Consider the following 17,122-nt stretch of genomic DNA (forward strand, 5'->3'; position numbering starts at 1 on the left):
AGATATAGGAATTGCCCCATGAAAAAAGCCCGGCCATGTGGCCGGGCTTTTTTCATGGGGCAAATGGTTTGCTATTCGGCCACCAGTTGCTCGATGAGCATAATCATGATGTGGATGGCCTTGATGTGGATTTCCTGTACCCGGTCGGCGTAGCCGTGGTGGGGCACCCTGATTTCCACGTCGCAGAGGGCAGCGAGCTGACCACCGTCTTTGCCAGTGAGGCCTACCACCTGCATGCCGGCGGCTTTGGCGGCTTCGGCGGCACGCAGCACATTCGGGGAGTTGCCGCTGGTACTGATGGCCAGCAGCACGTCGCCGGGGCGGCCCAGGGCCTCCACATAGCGGCTGAATATGTGGTCGTAGCCGAAGTCGTTGGCCACGCAGCTCATGTGCGATGCTTCTGTAAGAGCAATAGCGCCCAGGGCGGGCCGGTTCTGGCGGTAGCGGCCGGTCAGCTCCTCGGCAAAATGCTGGGCGTCGCAGAGGCTGCCGCCGTTGCCACAGGTCAGGATTTTGCCTTTGCCGCGCAGGCTGCCAGCCATAAGACGGGCGGCCTGCTCAATGGCCGTGAGGTTGGCCGGATCGGCCAGAAAACGGTCCAGCACAGTACGGGCTTCGGTCAGCTCCGCCCGAACGAGGTCGGTGAGGGGGGAAGTGGTAGTCACGCGGCAAAGATACGCGGCCTACACCAGCGGCGCATCGTCGCGGCGCGGGGCCGGAGGCGGTACGGGCGCAGGAGCCACGTAGCCTTCGGGGTGTACGGTAGTGCCCGTACGTGGGGCCCCGGCGGCCGGACTGCGCATCTCCAGCTGCTGGTCGTAGAGGCGGGCTTTCAGCTCGTTGATTTTTCCTTCGCGGGCGGCCACGTCGCGGCGTAGCAACGTGCTGTCGAGGTTTTCGGTGATGAGCTGCAGTGCCAGCAGCACAGCCCCCACAATGAAAAGAGCGTAGTAAAACCCGGTAGCATTGGTGCCGGTCGTTACGGCCATCAGACCGTCGCGGGAGCCGGGACTCAGGATGAGCAACAGCGCCAGCAGCACATAGACCATCACCAGAATAGTAACCAAACGTTTCAGAACAAGCATGAGTCGGCGGAGCTAGGTGAAGAGAACAATGGGCCCCTGTACGCGAAAAGGCGGTAGGCGGGTTAAATATAGGGGTTCGCGCATTCTATTCCGTCTGTATAGGCCCACTCGTGGCGCACCCATCAGCGGCGCGGCGGCGGTGAAAGCGCACGTACAGAATCAAGACGCTGCTGCAGACGCTGCAGCTTCTGGCGCTCAATCGGGAACAACCCGTCTGTTGACTGCTGGCTTAGCGAGTCCAGAAGCCGCGCCGCGGTAGCCGTATCAGCTGAAGCGAGGAGAGAATCGGCGACCAATAGAGCGGTGTCGTAAGCCATGCTGGCCTTTATTTTCTGCTTCAGCGCTGCCGCCGACTTCAGGGCGGGCTCCTGTTGAAACTGCTGATATTTGTGCCACACCCAGTTGCCGGCCTGAAACAGCAGCAGCAGCACGATAAGCGTAGCTACCCAGCGGTGGGATGAGTCAGAGGTAGACATGGCGGCTTAGGTTGAGTGATACTTCGGCTTCGTTCGGTTAGGCCAAGGCGGCGTTGCTGGCCTGCATCTGGCTCAGGCGCTGATACAGGCCGCTGGGCTGGCGCAGCAGTTCTTCGTGCGTCCCGCGTTCCGCAATGCGGCCCTCGTGCAGCACAATGATTTCGTCGGCGTGCTGCACGGTGCTCAGGCGGTGCGCAATAACCAGTGAGGTGCGGTGCTGCATCAGGCGAGTCAGGGCTTCCTGCACCAGCTTTTCGCTTTCCGTGTCGAGGGCCGAGGTGGCTTCGTCCAGAATCAGAATGGGCGGGTTGCGCAGAATGGCCCGCGCAATGCTCAGGCGCTGCCGCTGCCCACCCGAAAGCCGTCCGCCTCGGTCTCCAATCAGTGTCTGGTAGCCCTCAGGCGTAGCCATGATGAAGTCATGGGCGTTGGCAATACGGGCGGCTTCCATCACCTCTGCCTCGGTGGCCTGGGTATTGAAGCGGATGTTGTTGAAGATGGTGTCGTTGAAGAGGATACTTTCCTGCGTCACGATGCCCATCTGTTCCCGCACCGAATGGATGGTACAGTCGCGCACGTCGTGGCCGTCGATGAGAATCTGGCCGCCGGTAGGGTCGTAGAAGCGGGGCAGCAGGTCGGCGAGGGTGCTTTTGCCGGAGCCGCTGGGACCTACCAGCGCCACGGTTTTGCCCTTCCCAATCACGAGGTTGATGTCCTGGAGCACGGGCACGTCGCCGTAGGCAAACTGCAGGTTGCGCAACTCAATCTGCTGCTCGAAGGCCGGCAGTATCTGTGCATCGGGCTTGTCGCGGATAGTCGGCTCCGTGTCGATAATGCTCAGCACCCGCTCGCCGGCTACCAGGCCCCGCTGGATGTTGCCAAACGACGACGACAACGATTTGGCCGGCGTAAGCACCTGCGAAAACATGATGATGTAGGTGATAAACGGGGCCGCTGCCAGGTCGGAAGTGCCGCCCAGAATGAGCGTGCCGCCAAAATACAGTAGCCCGGCTACTACCAGCACGCCGGCAAACTCGGAGAAAGGCGAAGCCAAATCCCGGATATTATCGATGCGACGCGAGGTGCGGGCGTACTGGTCGTTCTGCTCCTCAAACTTGCCCTTGATGTACTCCTGAGCATTGAACGCCTTGACAACGCGCAGGCCGCCCAGCGTCTCGTCAATCACGGAAAGCATGGAGCCGAGCGTGCCCTGGCTGGTTTTGGCCTGCGTGCGCAGGCGCTTGGCCAGCGTGGCAATGATAGCGCCCGACAGCGGCAGCAGCACGAGCGAAAACAGCGTGAGCTTGGCCGACATGTAAAACAGCACCACAAAGTAGGCCACGATGTACAGCGGGTCCCGCACCACGCCCTGCAGCGTGTTCACCACCGATATTTCCACTTCCTGCACGTCGTTGGTAAAGCGCGACATCATGTCGCCTTTGCGGCCGGTGGCGAAGTAGCCCAGCGGCAGCAGAATGACGCGGTAATACAAGTCGCGGCGCAGGTTCCGAATCACGCGGGAGCGGACGCGGGCCGCAATGCGCAGGCTCAGATAGCGGAACACATTGCTGAAAAACACCGACGTAACCAGCACCAGGCACACAAACAGCAGCGCGCCGAGCTTGCCGTAGCTGGCAATGACCTGGGCAAAATAGTAGTTGAACGTGGTGGTAATGTAGCTCAGCGTCAGGGCAAAATCGGGGAGCTGGGCCGGGGGCGGCATGGCGCTGGTTTTCTCAAACAGCACGTTCAGCATCGGAATCATCAGGGCGAGGTTGCCAATGCCAAAAAAGATGCCCAGCACCGTGTACAGCAGGTACAGCGGCAGGAAGTCGGCGAAGGGCCGGGCGTATTGCAGAATGCGGAGGTAGGTCTTCATCGGTAGCCGCAAAGGTAGCATTGTCGCATAGGCTTTAGCCTGCGCCCCGCCACCCACGGCTCGTCCGGGCTTACTCTGCCTTGAAAACCGCTATTACCTCAATCTGCCCCATAATCTGGCGGTTGAACTCGGGTAGCTCCTCGGCCGGCACCCACAACTCGTTGTGTTCCCGCAGGCCCACGTTCTGCACCGGAAAGGTGGCGGCATACTCAGCATCTACCGCAAAGCGCAGCAAGTAGCCCGCGTCACGGCTGGAGCTTTGCCAGTCATCGGCCAGGCGGGTGTCGTGGTGCTCTTCCGGTACCAGATAGAAAGGCGTTTGCTCCGGCACGCCCGGCGGAAATTCCAACCACCCCGATGCCGCAATCAAATCTAGCTCCTGCTGATTGACGGGGCGATACAACAGCAGCGCTTCGGGCTCGTGGCGCATGGGCTCAATGCGTTGACTGGTGGTTGCTGATTGTTAATGAGTTGATTGCTGGTTAAGGTGTTGGTTGCCGGGCAGAACAAACAACAAATCAACAATCAGTAACCACCAATTAACGATTAAAACTCGTGCAGCCGCTGGGCAATGTTCCAGCGCAGCGCTACCGTTGGGAAAACGGTGTTCTGCGTGGGGCCATCGGTGAAGCTCTGGCGGCGCATGATGAGCTTGGCATCCAGAAACACGTTCTGACGAGGCTGATAAGACGCCATAAAGTCGGTGTGGAGCAGTTGGCTCCGGTTGCCCTGGCCTACCGTGTTGCCGAACTCGCTCACGCGGGAGTTGTAGCTGAGCAGCACGTTGCCGCCGTAGTTCAGCACGCTCGGGTCGGTGGCATTGGGCCGGTCGAGACCCTGCACGGTATAGAACGCCTTGGCCACCAGCTGCAGGCGTGCTGCGGGCTGGTAGCTCACAATACCGAGCATTTCGTAGAGGTTGGCGCCCATGGGGTGGGCGAGGGGCTGCTGGTAGTGCTGGAAGTTGGTGTACTGGTCTTCGTGCTCGTAGGTGTAAGGCCGGATGTAGTTGAACTCCGCCTGCACATCCAGATTCCGGATGCCGGCCACGTCCACGTATTTGCCCCCCAGCTGGAAGGCCTGCTTGTTAGCCCACCAGCCGTTGCCCGACCGGATCTGGCCCAGCACGAACTCATCCAGCACCAGCTGCCCATAGAGCTGCACCCGCTGCCGGATGTTCCATTTAAAATCGAGGCCCAGAATGGCGTTGTCGCCGGAGCCAATCTGCTGCTCGATGGCGCGGTAGAAGATAATCGGGTTCAGGTACTGCAGCTCATACCGGCCGCGGCGGCGCGCAAACACGATGGCCTCATACACTCCCACATTGAAATTCGACGTTACGTCATAGCTCAGGTGGTGCACATTCAGGTATTTCTTCTGGTACACCGTGTCCATGGGGCTGCCGGCCGCGTCGCGCGCACGCTCCACGGTCATTTCCGTGAACAGATTCTGGTAGTTCAGCTTCCAGATGCGCGTGTTCAGTTTCAGGAAGAAATAGGGCGCGCTGTAATCGGAAAGAATAAGGGAGCGGTAGCCATTGCCGATGACGTTCCGGTCGTGGCCCAGCTGCACGTTGATGTGCTTGGTGGCCGCGTAGGTGAGGTAGCCCCGCGCCGAGAAAAAGTCGTATTGGCTGCCGCCGATAGTCTTGAAATCCTTCCAGTAGCCCTCATGCGGCACAATAGCGTCGCGCCGGATACGCTGCTGCACATAGAGCGGCACGGCCATCTGGTTGTCGGCCAGAAACGTGTAGAAGCCCAGCCGCTGGTCGATGGTACCTTCTACCTGCAGGCCGCGGGTGTTGAGAAAGCGCAGCCCATCGGTTTCTGAGTCTTTGCCCGCCGCCAGGCCCAGCACCGGATTTACGCGCAGCGTAAAATCAGGACTGGAAAGACTATACAGGTCGGTTTGGCGCTGATAAAAGTGCTTCAGCACCGGCCGCTGGCTCTGGTTGAGGGTCGTGGCCTGGGTGGAGTAGTTCCAGTTGTCGCGCAGCAGGTATTCGGCGTTGAAACGGTCCTGAGCCGAGAGGGTGGCCCCATCAGCCAGCATCCGCTCGGCCAGCCGGGCCACGGCGGCACGGGCATACGGCCGCACGGCGGTTTGCAGGTCGCCCAGCGAATCGGACCCGTATTTGAGGGCGTAGCGGTCAATCAGGCGGTACACATCCACATCGAGCGGTACAGTTACAGCCCCCTGCAGATAAGAGGAGTTCAGCGCTACTGGCGCGGGAGCCACCACGGGAGTCATGGCCATGGTAGCAGCAGCCGAGTCGGCAACTGGCGGCGCCACGGCAGTGGGCATAGGTGCCGCAACAGGGGCCACCGGCACAGGGCGGGCAGCCTTGCGGCGCAGCAAACCACGCCGGTTACCACGCTGCACTGAGTCGGCGGGAGGCACCGGCCCATCAAATTTCAGCGACATACTTTGCCCACAGGCAGTATCCGTGAGCAAGGCACTCAGCGCCAGAAAGAGCAGAAGTTTTTTCATAGGGATAAGGCCGCATACGCAAAACCGCCGGCCGGGTCGCAAACCTACGCAGTTGCTGCAACACTCAGACTCTCCGGTCCGACAGCGGCAGCCGTCGGACCGGGGGAGGCCGCAGCGGCTGCGGGGGCAACGTGTGCAGCTGCGCCCCCGCCCAAAGCGCCTCACGCTACCCCCGAAACAGCAACTGCACCGCCCGAAGCACCGGAAATAGCTAGGGGAAAGACCTTCGGGAGCTACAGAAACAGCTTCGGGAGCTAGCGGCGGGGCTTCGGGAGCTACGGGAAGGGCTTCGGTTGCTATGGGTGGGGCTTTAGTAGCGGCCGCAGCCGGTTCGGGAGGTAGGGAGGCAGCTTCGGGTGCTAGCAGAAGGGCTTTGGGAGCTGAGGCGGGCGGGGCGGGGCCGGGGTATGCGGCCTACGCGGCGGGCCCCGTACCTTTAGGCCATGCCACTGCAACTGCTGCGTCATCATCAACTGGATCTGGCTGCCTGGGATGCCTGTGTGGCGCAGGCCCGGCAGGTGGTGCCCTACGCCCAGAGCTGGTGGCTAACCGCCACGGCCGGCCGCTGGGATGCCGTGGTGGAGCCCGGCGCGCCGGGTGAGTACCGGGCGGTGCTGCCGCTGCCGGTGCGCCACCGGCCATGGGGCCGTGAGGTGCAGCAGCCGGCCTTCACGCAGCAGCTGGGCCTGCTGACTACGGCCGCCAGCGGCCATGCTGAGTTGCTGGATTTTCTGCCGCTGCTACGCGGGCACTACCCCCGGTTTTATTTGCAGCTGCACACCGAGCAGGAGTTGGCGGCCGCGCCGACCGGTTTCCAGTTAGCTGAGCGCCTCACCTACCAGCTGCCGCTAGCAGCCAGCTACGCCACGCTGCACGCTGGCTACGCCGCTGACTACCGCCGCCGCCTGCGCCTGAACGCCCAGCTGCCCGTGCCCCTGACAGTGGCCGCTATGAGTTCTGTAGAAGAAATGCTGGCTCTGTTCCGGCAGCACAGCGGCGAAGCGGCCGGCCTCAAAGACAAGCATTATCAGCAGCTACGCACACTATATGCTGCCCTAAAGCAGCACGGGCAGGCGCTGCCGCTGGCTGTGCGAAGCCCCGAAACCGGGGAGCTACTGGCCGGGGCGTTGTTTGTGCGCTACCGCACGCGGCTGGTGTATTTGTTTGCGGCCGCCTCGCCGGCGGGCCGGAAAGCCGGCGCGCCACTGCTGCTGCTCGACCATGTAATTCGGCAGCACGCCGGCACCGTTGGGCTGGTTCTGGATTTTGAAGGCGGCATGATACCGTCTATTGCCCGTTTTTTTGCCAATTTCGGGGCCACGCCCGTGCCCTACGCGGCTCTTTCCTTCACCCAACGTCCCTGGTACCTGCAATGGATGCGCTGATTTCTCCTTCCGCTGACTCTGCCGCTGCTCCCGAAAGCCGCGTCCACGTCGTATGTGCCGAGCCTTCGGTGGCCAATCATTTCCTCGCCGAATTGCGCGACGTGGAGGTGCAGCGCGACTCGCTACGGTTCCGCCGCAACCTGCAGCGCCTCGGCGAAATCATGGCTTACCGCATCAGCTCGCAGCTGAGCTACGTGGAAAAAGCCGTGAAAACGCCGCTGGGCGAGTCGCGAAGCCTGCACCTGCACGATTTTCCGGTGCTGGCTACCGTGCTGCGTGCCGGCCTGCCGTTTCACCAGGGCTTTCTCAACTACTTCGATCAGTCGCCGAGTGCGTTTGTGGCTGCTTACCGCATCGAAGGCACCTCGCAGGTGCAGGTGCAGGTCGATTACCTATCGGCTCCGAGCCTGGACGAACGGGTATTGATTCTAGTAGACCCGATGCTGGCCTCGGGCAAGTCGCTGGTGCAAACCTACCGGGCTATGCTGCGCTTCGGCACGCCACGGCAGGTGCACATTGCCGCTGTTATAGCCTCGCCGGAAGGCGTGGCGCATGTCACGCGCGAAATTCCGGAAGCTACGCTTTGGGTAGCTGCCATCGACGAAAAGCTCAACGAACACGCCTACATCGTGCCGGGCCTCGGCGACGCTGGCGACCTATCGTACGGTAGCAAGCTCTAAAGCTGCGCTCCGGTTTGGAACGCATTTTTGCGGGCCAACCTTATTTGATAACCTGACTTGCCGCTGGGTTCTTTGTAGTTTTAGGCTCCACCCTGTTGCCTGTTCCACCCCTGCTGTTGTCTGTCGTGCTGCCTCAACTTCTCAAATACGCGTCTGTCTTTCTGCTGGGCATGGTCAAGTTCGTGGCTGCGCCAGTAGCCGGTATTGCAGCCGGGCTGCCTGTGGGCCTTATCTGGGTGCTGTCGGTGGCGGGCATGATGACAACGGTGGTGCTGATTTCGAGCGTGGGCAAAATGTGGGCCCTGCATCAGCGCCGCAAGCGTGAAGCCAAGGGTAAGCCCCTCTTTAGCCGCAAGAGTCGCCGTATTGTGGGCATCTTCCGGCGCTTCGGGATGGCCGGCATTGCCTTCCTGACACCCATTCTGTTCAGCCCTATTGGCGGTACTGTCATTGCCACGCAATTGCACGTGCCGCGCTGGCGCATCATGCTGCATATGCTCTGGAGTGCTGTGCTTTGGGGAGCTGCTTTTACGTTATTGGCCGTTAAGTTCAGCCACTTGCCCATCTTCGACCACTACCGCTAAAATTCAGCGGCGCGTGTTTTATCATCGGCTCTAAATCAAAAAGGCCTCGCGCGAGCGAGGCCTTTTTGCTTACTGATGAAGGCTTGCACGCCAGTATGCTACTTATTGCGCCGGGTGCGGGCCTTGGCACGAGCGGCCTTCACAGCTTTGGTGCCGGGGCGCGAGTCACTGCCTTTGGTGGCGTTGGCCTTGCTGCCTTTGGTGCTGCGGGTAGGGCCCACCACGAAGGGACGGCCGGTACGCTTATCGATGGTCACACCGGGCTTGATCCACTCTTTGCGCTCATGAAAAGCGCCCTTGAACTCCGGGTCTTCGCGCTTGCGACGCTCGTCCTTCTCGCGGTCCATGTCCTGCTGTTCCTCAAACATGGTCGGCATCACCGTTACTTCCGGCGGCAGCGGCACCAGCGGGATTTCCTGCCGGATCAGCTCCGAAATGCGCTGCATGTGGTGCATTTCGGCCTCGTTGGCGAAGGTGATGGCCGCACCGGTGTGCTGGGCCCGGCCCGTGCGCCCGATGCGGTGCACGTAGTCGTCGTACACCAACGGCACATCGAAGTTGATGACGTGGCTTACCTGAGGAACGTCAATGCCGCGGGCTGCCACATCGGTAGCTACCAGAAACCGGATTTCGCCGGCCTTGAAGGCTTCCATGGCGTTGATGCGCACGTTCTGGCCTTTGTTGCCGTGAATGACGCGTACCTCGCCGTGGGCTTTGCGCTGCAGGAAGCTGGCTACGTTGTCGGCGTGCTCTTTGGTGCGCGTAAAAATCAGAACCCGCTGGAAGGTGTCCCAATCGAGGAACAGATACTCAAGCAGGTTGATTTTGGTGAGCAGATTGGGCACCTCATACAGCTGCTGGGTTACGGTCTGGGCCGAGGTAGCGGCCGGCGTTACTTCCACCCGTACCGGAAACTCCAGAAACTCTTCGCTCAGCACCGTTACCTTATCGGGCATGGTGGCCGAGAACAGCACGTTCTGCCGCTTGCTCGGAATAACTTCCAGAATGCGCCGGATCTGGGGCATGAAACCCATGTCCATCATCTTATCAGCCTCGTCCATCACCAGCGTTTTCAGCTCTTTCAGCACCAAGTCACCGCGCAAGTAGAGTTCCAGCAGGCGGCCTGGTGTGGCAATCAGGATATCGACGCCTTGGGCGATAGTTTCAATCTGGGTCTTTGGTCCCAGCCCGCCATAGATGGCAAAAATGCGCAGGTCGGTGTTGACGGCCAGTTTCTTGAAGTGGCTTTCCAACTGCATGGCCAGCTCACGGGTAGGAGCCAGCACCAGGCCGCGCGGATGAGTGCCCTGCGCGTATTTCACCTTCATGAGCAGCGGCAGCCCGAAGGCAGCCGTTTTGCCGGTGCCCGTCTGCGCAATGCCCAGCACATCGTGGCCGGCCAGCAGGAGCGGAATGGTCTGCTGCTGCACGGGCGTAGGTTCCGTAAAACCGGCCTCAGCCACTGCCGTAAGCAGTTGCTTGTTAATCTTGAAATCGGAGAAGGCGAGGGGCTGCGGCGTATCAGACATGCTAAAAGGGTATTACGAACTACAAAGGTACGGGGAATGCTGACGGGCACCGGCAGTAGCTCGCATCTTCGCGGAAAAAAATACCCTTCAGAGTTTGTAAATCTGTTATTGAGCACTACTTTTGTTGCTCCATAGCATACATGGTAGATATAGCTCAGCTGGTTAGAGCGTCGGATTGTGATTCCGAAGGTCGTGGGTTCGAGCCCCATTATTTACCCTCCCTGAAAAGGCCTCAAACGTAACGTATGAGGCCTTTTTCTTTGCGCTGCCCGCTTTCCTGGCTGCCTGTTCGCGGCACCGTAGAAAGCCGGGTTTGGCAGTCTGCCGCAACAATATCTGTCCGACTGCGGGAGGATTTGGATATTTGCAGCGTTGCTGAGCAGTAGCATACAATATGAATCACCTTTTTCCTCTCTACATATGAGTCTGGTCGTTATCGGGTCCGTGGCGTTCGACGCGCTGGAAACGCCTTTTGGCAAAACCGACAAAATCATTGGTGGCGCTGCTACCTACATTTCACTGTCGGCGAGCTATTCCGTGAAGCCGGTAAAACTGGTAGCCGTCGTCGGTGACGACTTTCCGCAGTCGGACATTGACCTGCTCCAGCAGCATGGCGCCGATACGGAGGGCCTACAGATCAAGCAGGGCGAAAAGTCGTTTTTCTGGTCGGGCAAATATGCCAACGACCTGAACTCGCGTGAAACGCTGGTAACGGAGCTCAACGTACTGGCCGATTTCGACCCGGTTATTCCCGATTCGTACCAGGATTGCAAGTACCTGATGCTGGGCAACCTGACACCCCAGATCCAGCGCCTCGTGATTCAGCGCCTCGTCAACCGGCCCAAGCTTATCGTGATGGACACGATGAACTTCTGGATGGACATTGCGCTGGACGAGTTGAAAACGACCATCGAAATGGTGGACGTGCTCAGCATTAACGACGAGGAAGCCCGTCAGCTTTCGGGCCAGCACTCACTGGTGAAGGCCGCCAAGATTATCCTGGAAATGGGTCCCAAATACCTGATTATCAAGAAAGGCGAGCATGGCGCGCTGCTCTTCGATAAGAAGCAGATCTTCTTCGCGCCGGCGCTGCCGCTAGAGGAAGTATTCGACCCGACCGGTGCCGGCGACACGTTTGCAGGCGGCTTCATCGGCCACCTCGCCGCCACCGACGACATTAGCTTCGAGAACATGAAGCGCGCCGTGATTCACGGTTCGGCTATGGCCTCGTTCTGCGTAGAAAAGTTCGGCACGGAGCGCCTGCTGCACCTGACACAGGAAGAAATTGAAACCCGCGAACAGCAGTTTGCCGACCTGGTGGCCGTGGCCCCGGCGGCCGTTGCTGCGTCGTAGTTGTCTGCTGAATTCGTACTGGAAAGCCCCGGCCGTCAGGTTCGGGGCTTTTTGTTGCCCATATTTTGCGCAACCCCGCGGCCGGCTGGGCGGTACAAGGAGTATCTGTTCACCAGTAAATCCCCACGGCCATGAGCATGAGCAAGAAACAAACTGACCTGACGAATGACCAAACTTCTGTCAATCCGGCTGCCAATACCAAAAAGAAAAGCACGCAAGTCCAGAACCCGAACGTGAGCAACGTATCCACGCACGGCAACACGACCGATGGCAATTCCTCCGGCGACAATAATATTCCGCCCATCCGCAACAACCCCCAGGGCAATAAGCCCATGTCGGTTGACGGCAACGGCAAAGGTCCCGGCCGCAAAGCTGACTAACCATCTAAGCGACAAAAAAGCCCCGTCAGAATATCTGGCGGGGCTTTTTTGTGCAATGAAATTACTACGGAACCACCGTGAGGCGCACCACGCGAGTGTCTACGTCGCCGTTGTCGAAGAAGTCTTGCTCGAAGAGAATGGTTTTGTTGTCGAGCCAGCGGGGCTGGGTGCAGCCCCACTCGGTTTGCCGTTCCCAAAGCAGCCGGAGCGTGGTGCCATCCACCGACCAGAGCTGCAGGCCGCTGGGCTCGTAGCGGGCCAGCACATCGGAATTGCCACATACGAAATGCCGGCCATCGGGCGCAACAGCCGGTGGGCTCCAGATGCGGGTGCGGCGGCCAGTGCGCTGGTCAACCAGCATGAAATAGCCACCTTCATACAAGTGTACCGATACCAGCCATTGATGAATAGTGGGCAGGCTGGATAGGTATTCGTAGCCGACGTTGGCATCGGGGTTTTCCGTCGGGTTGTTGCGCAATTGCAGCGGCTTGGCCTTGCTGGGATATAGCCAGAGCGTATTACCGCTGCGGCGCACCGTTTTGCCGGCAGTACGCAGGCGCTGTCGTTCTTCGGCCGCAAAATCGAAGGCCTCCTCTTCTTCGGCAGAGGCAGGTACAGCAGGCAGCACCAGCGGCTGCGGCAGCCGCTCATACACCCCGCGCGACGCCTGATGAATCGGGAGGACGCGGCCGGGCACCTGGACCAGCGTATCGAGGTGGCCGAGACGGTAGATGCGCGGCGGCTGCGGCCGGGGCAGCCGGGGCGTGGGTGCCATTACGGGTACGCCGGGCTGGCTCCGCTCGGTGGGGCCGCGGAAGGAACAACTCAACAAAAGCACTGCCAGTGGCAAAACCACTACTAGTGCGCGAAGCCGGAACATGGGAGTAGAGATAAAACGCCGCGCTTAGAATTCCTGCTTTATCCAGCTCTTAAAACTGGCCTGCTGCTCGGCAGTAGCCTCCGGGAGCTTTTCGATGGTAATCTTCTGCCAGAACCGCTGGCCTTCCTGCGCCGTCAGCGGCACGGTTAGCAGCCGGTTCTGGCGGAATACACTGACTTCATAGTGATGCTCGGGGCTGCTGGAAAGCAAGCTCTGCAGGTTCATGTCCACGCGGCGCCCGTTCACGGCCACTATCTCATCATCTACAGTGAAAGCCGCAGCGGCTGGGGAGCCGGGCAGAATGTCCGTGACTTCCGTCCGCTCGTTTTTCACCACCGTTCGGAAGCCGAATAGGCCTTCCGAAGCCGACATGTTTTCCTCGATGCGCAGCGTGCAGCCTACAAAGCTCAGCGCCTTATCCAGCGGCTCTTCCAGCGGCGCCGTGCCATAAATGAACTTGTCAAAATAGGCCGTCATGTCGCGCCCGGCCACGTCCATTACAATGCGGCGGTAGTCGTCCTCAGTATAACCAATGCCGGTTTTGCCGAACTCTTCCCACAGGCGGCGCATCACATCATCGAGGCTGCGCTGGTGCTGGGAAAGGCGGCGCAGCGTGAGGTCGAGCAGCAGCGCCACCAGCGCCCCTTTATGATAAACCGATACTTTGCGGTCCGGAATGCCGGGCTTGTAGCCGTCTAGCCACAGGTCCATGCTGGCATCGGCCAGAGAAAGATGGTGGCGGCCGTAGTCGTCGTAGTGCTTGCGCAGCACGGTGTTCAGTTCCGCAAAATACTGCTCAGCGGTACGCACTTGGGCGCGGGCCAGCAGATACTCGCCGTAGTACGTCGTGATACCCTCCGCTATGAAGCAGGTGCGGAAGTAGTTTTCCTTGGAGTAATCGTACGGCTGCATCTCGGCGGGCCGGATGCTCTTAATATTCCAGGCGTGAAACAATTCGTGGCAGCTGACTCCCAGCAGCTCCTTATACAGGCCTTCGGTCATCAGCAGTTCGGCCGGGCCCAGCGTGATAACCGTGGAGTTGAGGTGTTCTACGCCGTGGTAGTGCTTATAGGGCAGGATCTGGTTGAGGAAATGGTAGTCCTGCGCCGGAAACGAGCCAAACAGTGCCAGCTGCTCTTGGCTGAAAGCCCGAAAATCCGTCACCAGCCGCTGCCAGTCTGGGGCGCACTCGCCCTGAATCCAGATGTAGAAGGGTAGGCCCTGCACCTCATAGTTGCGGTACTGGAGCGTGGGGCTGGCAATCAGGGGCGAATCAGCGAGGTGGTCGAAACTCTGGGCCTGCAAGGTGTTAGGTCCGCTCTGGGGCAAGCCACACGCCAGCTGCCAGCCATCGGGCAGCTGCAGCTGTACCTGGCAGGGTTCGTGCTGTCGGCCTTCCACGTACATAAAGCCCTGCACCGGATTCAGGTAGAGTTGCGTTTCATCGAGCCAGGAGCCGCCGGCATCCATCTGGTGCGCATAGAAGTTGTAGCGCACCTGCACCGTCCGGCCCTTCGCCGATGCTACTTCCCACCGGTCCTTGGTGAGCTTACGGGTAGGCAAAACGTCCTGCGAAGCTGCATCCACTACCTCCACCCGCTGAATCTTCTGGGCGAAGTTCTGCAACTCGTAGCGCCCCGGCCGCCACGCCGGCAGTTGCAGTTCCACTGTTTCGGGGCCCGCGGCGGGCACCTCGAAGGTCATATGCAGCTGCACGTAAAACGTAAGCGGGTTCTCAAACGAGACGTAGTAGTGAATCATAGCCGGAAATAGGGGCGGAGCGGCGGCAAACCTGCTGCGAAGGTACGGCTATCCAGCCGAAAAAAGCGGATAGTATGTAGGGTTTGGTACGGTAAAACTGCCGCTTCATCTGACGCCAACGCCCTGAATTTTCAGCACATGTCGGTTGCTTGGCCCGGAAAAAGGCGGGCGAGGCTTTGTCTTTTCCAACTCAAGCTCTTACCTTTGCCGGCCCTACCTGTAATTGAGTCACCAGACATACCATGAAACGTACTTTTCAGCCCTCGCAGCGTAAGCGCCGCAACAAGCACGGGTTCCGCACCCGCATGGAATCCGCTAACGGCCGCAGCGTGCTGGCCCGCCGCCGTGCCAAAGGCCGCAAGCGCCTGACCGTATCCGACGAAGGCCGTCATAAGCGCTAAACCGCTGTCGACGGCTGTGGCCGTGCCCTCCGAATCGTCTCCGATGCCGGTGGAGCGCTCCTACTCGTTTCCGAAAGAAGAACACTTGTGCCGCAAAAAGCTCATAGAAGAGCTTTTCGGCCGGGGTTCTTCTTTTGGTTTATACCCGTTGCGGCTAGTTTGGCTGCCGGCTGAGGTGCGCACCGCGGCCCCGCCGCAAGTGCTGGTCAGCGTGAGCAAACGCAGTTTCAAGCGCGCCGTAGACCGCAACTATCTCAAGCGCCTATTGCGCGAGGCTTACCGCCTCAACAAGTACCGCCTGACAGAAGCCGAAAGTGGCCATGCTGTCGGGCTTTTGGCAATTATCTACACCGGCAAAGAAAAAAAGCCTTTCACGCTGGTTGAAAAAAAATTAATTTCAGGGCTGGAGCGTTTGCTGACCGACGCAACCCCGCAAGCCGGGGAAGTGTCTGCTTTGTAGGGTCGTTTATCTGCTCCTTTCCCTGTCTATGCGCAACAAGTCTATACTGGCCGGTACCCTCCTTGGTGGGGCTGCGCTTCTGGTTTCCTTTCGCTCCGACAACGAGCGATACTTCGAAATCGCCAAAAACCTGGACATTTTCGCCACCCTTTTCAAAGAGGTGAATACCTACTACGTGGACGAGGTGCCGCCAGCCAAGCTGGTAAAAACAGGTATCGATGCCATGCTCAAGTCGCTGGATCCGTATACCAACTACATTCCGGAAGACGACATTGAGGATTTCCGGACCATGACGACGGGCCAGTATGGCGGCATTGGGGCGGTGGTGGTGAAGCGCAACGGCAAGACCGTAGTGCAGGCTGCCTATGAAGGCTATCCGGCTCAGAAAGCCGGTCTGCTACCCGGCGACGAGATTCTGACTATCAACAATGTGAATGTTGAGAAGAAGAATAATGCCGATATCAGCAAGCTGCTGAAGGGGCAGGCCAACTCGCAGGTGAAGCTGATGGTGACCCGCTACGGCCAAGATGCACCAGTCGCCATCGACATTACCCGCGACAAGATTCAGGTGGATAATGTGCCGTATTACGGCATGCTCACCACCGATATTGGCTACTTCCAGCTGTCGGGCTTCACGGTAGACGCCGGCAAAGAAGTGCGGATGGCTCTCACCAAGCTCAAGGAGCAGGGGGCCAAGAAAATCGTGTTTGATATCCGCGACAATCCGGGTGGCCTGCTCAACGAGTCGGTGAATATTGCCAATCTGTTTGTGGATAAAGGCCTCGACATCGTGAGCACCAAAGGCAAGGTGTCGGACTGGAACAAGACGTATAAGGCGCTGGACGTGCCGCTTGATACTCAGATTCCCGTCGTAATCATCACAAGCAACCGTTCGGCTTCAGCCTCCGAAATCGTATCAGGGGTGCTGCAGGACTATGACCGTGCCGTGGTGGTGGGAGAGCGGACGTTTGGCAAGGGCCTTGTACAGGCTACCCGGCCCTTGAGCTACAACTCGCAGCTGAAGGTAACAACGGCCAAATACTATATCCCGAGCGGCCGCTGCATCCAGGAAATCGACTACGCACACCGCGCCGACGATGGTACGCTGGGTAAGGTGCCGGACTCGTTGCGCACGGCCTTCAAAACGCAGGCCGGCCGTACCGTGTACGACGGCGGCGGCGTGGCGCCTGACGTGGAAGTACAGGAGCGGGAAATTGCGGACATCACGCGGGTGCTGCTGCAAAAAAGCTACCTCTTCGACTATGCTACCCGCTACCGTTCCGAGCACCAAAGCATTGCGCCGGCCCGGCAGTTTAAGCTCACTGATGCTGAGTACGCGAAGTTTACTGACTACCTGAAGGGTAAGGACATAAGCTACAGCACCAACGCCGAAAAGGCCCTTACCGACCTCACCAAAAAGGTAAAAGACGAGAAGCACTACGATGATGTGAAAACCGAGTTGGAAGCTATGCGCCGCAAGGTGAGCACCAACAAAAGCAACGACCTGACCCGCTTCAAGCCCGAAATCAAGGATTTGCTGGAGCAGGAAATCGTGTCGCGCTACTACTTCCAGAAGGGCCAGATTGAAGCCACCTTCGACGACGACCCCAACATCCTGATGGCCGTGAATGTGCTCAACGACCCCAACCGCTACGCTGCCTTGCTTAAGCCTGGTGGCCATGCCGCCAGCGCCACGAAGGGGGCGGGTACGGCCAAGTAAAACATAGTGATACGGCTTAGTCAATAAAAAGCAGGTTCTTCGGGCCTGCTTTTTTATTT

General features: G+C 59.4%; 17 protein-coding genes and 1 tRNA gene. 9 read left to right on the forward strand and 9 right to left on the reverse strand.

Annotation, left to right across the window (positions count from 1 at the left end):
• Positions 1 to 71: 71 nt before the first annotated feature.
• The 6 genes from lpcA to IC231_RS04505 form a co-directional block, all read right to left on the reverse strand.
• Positions 72 to 665 carry a D-sedoheptulose 7-phosphate isomerase gene (gene lpcA, locus IC231_RS04480; protein ID WP_190783385.1) on the reverse strand — a complete coding sequence of 198 codons (594 nt, stop codon included), beginning with the start codon at positions 663 to 665 and terminating at the stop codon, positions 72 to 74.
• A gap of 18 nt (positions 666 to 683) precedes the next feature.
• Positions 684 to 1,085 carry a hypothetical protein gene (locus IC231_RS04485; protein ID WP_190783386.1) on the reverse strand — a complete coding sequence of 134 codons (402 nt, stop codon included), beginning with the start codon at positions 1,083 to 1,085 and terminating at the stop codon, positions 684 to 686.
• Between the two features lie 122 nt (positions 1,086 to 1,207).
• Complete coding sequence (locus tag IC231_RS04490; RefSeq protein ID WP_190783387.1) at positions 1,208 to 1,561, reverse strand: hypothetical protein; 354 nt, start codon at positions 1,559 to 1,561, stop codon at positions 1,208 to 1,210.
• Between the two features lie 37 nt (positions 1,562 to 1,598).
• Positions 1,599 to 3,440 carry an ABC transporter ATP-binding protein gene (locus IC231_RS04495; protein WP_190783388.1) on the reverse strand — a complete coding sequence of 614 codons (1,842 nt, stop codon included), beginning with the start codon at positions 3,438 to 3,440 and terminating at the stop codon, positions 1,599 to 1,601.
• Positions 3,441 to 3,510: 70 nt separating this feature from the next.
• Positions 3,511 to 3,870 carry a hypothetical protein gene (locus IC231_RS04500; RefSeq protein ID WP_190783389.1) on the reverse strand — a complete coding sequence of 120 codons (360 nt, stop codon included), beginning with the start codon at positions 3,868 to 3,870 and terminating at the stop codon, positions 3,511 to 3,513.
• A gap of 116 nt (positions 3,871 to 3,986) precedes the next feature.
• On the reverse strand, positions 3,987 to 5,930 hold the full coding sequence (locus tag IC231_RS04505; RefSeq protein ID WP_211538853.1) for a hypothetical protein: 1,944 nt from the start codon (positions 5,928 to 5,930) through the stop codon (positions 3,987 to 3,989).
• 443 nt (positions 5,931 to 6,373) lie between these two features.
• On the opposite strand from IC231_RS04505, the gene IC231_RS04510 reads away from it, so the two are divergent.
• From IC231_RS04510 to IC231_RS04520, 3 genes are all read left to right on the forward strand, one after another.
• Entirely contained in the window at positions 6,374 to 7,315 is a 942-nt protein-coding gene (locus IC231_RS04510) for a GNAT family N-acetyltransferase (RefSeq protein ID WP_190783390.1), read from the forward strand.
• Positions 7,303 to 7,995: a uracil phosphoribosyltransferase gene (upp, locus tag IC231_RS04515; protein WP_185888700.1), complete on the forward strand. Its 693-nt coding sequence runs from the start codon at positions 7,303 to 7,305 to the stop codon at positions 7,993 to 7,995. The genes IC231_RS04510 and upp overlap by 13 nt, the downstream gene beginning before the upstream one ends.
• Before the next feature lie 125 nt (positions 7,996 to 8,120).
• Complete coding sequence (locus tag IC231_RS04520) at positions 8,121 to 8,579, forward strand: hypothetical protein (RefSeq protein WP_185888701.1); 459 nt, start codon at positions 8,121 to 8,123, stop codon at positions 8,577 to 8,579.
• A 98-nt stretch (positions 8,580 to 8,677) separates the two neighbouring features.
• Here the strand turns inward: IC231_RS04520 and IC231_RS04525 are convergent, their stop codons facing one another.
• Positions 8,678 to 10,108, reverse strand: coding sequence for a DEAD/DEAH box helicase (locus IC231_RS04525; RefSeq protein WP_190783391.1), 1,431 nt, complete (start codon positions 10,106 to 10,108; stop codon positions 8,678 to 8,680).
• Positions 10,109 to 10,251: 143 nt separating this feature from the next.
• On the opposite strand from IC231_RS04525, the gene IC231_RS04530 reads away from it, so the two are divergent.
• The 3 genes from IC231_RS04530 to IC231_RS04540 all read left to right on the forward strand — a co-directional run bounded on the left by IC231_RS04530 (position 10,252) and on the right by IC231_RS04540 (position 11,841).
• Positions 10,252 to 10,325, forward strand: a tRNA-His gene (locus IC231_RS04530).
• A gap of 203 nt (positions 10,326 to 10,528) precedes the next feature.
• Positions 10,529 to 11,461 carry a PfkB family carbohydrate kinase gene (locus IC231_RS04535; protein ID WP_190783392.1) on the forward strand — a complete coding sequence of 311 codons (933 nt, stop codon included), beginning with the start codon at positions 10,529 to 10,531 and terminating at the stop codon, positions 11,459 to 11,461.
• A 137-nt stretch (positions 11,462 to 11,598) separates the two neighbouring features.
• The gene (locus tag IC231_RS04540) at positions 11,599 to 11,841 is read left to right on the forward strand and encodes a hypothetical protein (RefSeq protein ID WP_190783393.1); all 243 of its coding nucleotides are present in this window, start codon (positions 11,599 to 11,601) and stop codon (positions 11,839 to 11,841) included.
• Positions 11,842 to 11,905: 64 nt separating this feature from the next.
• On the opposite strand, the gene IC231_RS04545 is transcribed toward IC231_RS04540, so the two are convergent.
• Positions 11,906 to 12,670, reverse strand: coding sequence for a TolB-like translocation protein (locus IC231_RS04545; RefSeq protein ID WP_190783394.1), 765 nt, complete (start codon positions 12,668 to 12,670; stop codon positions 11,906 to 11,908).
• Between the two features lie 75 nt (positions 12,671 to 12,745).
• The gene (locus IC231_RS04550; protein WP_190783395.1) at positions 12,746 to 14,482 is read right to left on the reverse strand and encodes a M61 family metallopeptidase; all 1,737 of its coding nucleotides are present in this window, start codon (positions 14,480 to 14,482) and stop codon (positions 12,746 to 12,748) included.
• A gap of 242 nt (positions 14,483 to 14,724) precedes the next feature.
• Here IC231_RS04550 and rpmH point away from each other — a divergent pair, with 242 nt between their 5' ends.
• The 3 genes from rpmH to IC231_RS04565 are packed head-to-tail and all read left to right on the forward strand — an operon-like array spanning position 14,725 to position 17,063.
• Positions 14,725 to 14,883 (forward strand): 50S ribosomal protein L34, encoded by a 159-nt coding sequence (rpmH, locus tag IC231_RS04555; RefSeq protein WP_044015888.1) that lies wholly within the window; start codon positions 14,725 to 14,727, stop codon positions 14,881 to 14,883.
• Positions 14,884 to 14,899: 16 nt separating this feature from the next.
• On the forward strand, positions 14,900 to 15,343 hold the full coding sequence (locus IC231_RS04560) for a ribonuclease P protein component (protein WP_211538854.1): 444 nt from the start codon (positions 14,900 to 14,902) through the stop codon (positions 15,341 to 15,343).
• A gap of 28 nt (positions 15,344 to 15,371) precedes the next feature.
• Entirely contained in the window at positions 15,372 to 17,063 is a 1,692-nt protein-coding gene (locus IC231_RS04565) for a S41 family peptidase (protein ID WP_190783396.1), read from the forward strand.
• The last annotated feature ends 59 nt before the right edge of the window (positions 17,064 to 17,122 follow it).

This window comes from Hymenobacter duratus (genome assembly GCF_014698995.1).
GTDB lineage: Bacteria > Bacteroidota > Bacteroidia > Cytophagales > Hymenobacteraceae > Hymenobacter > Hymenobacter duratus.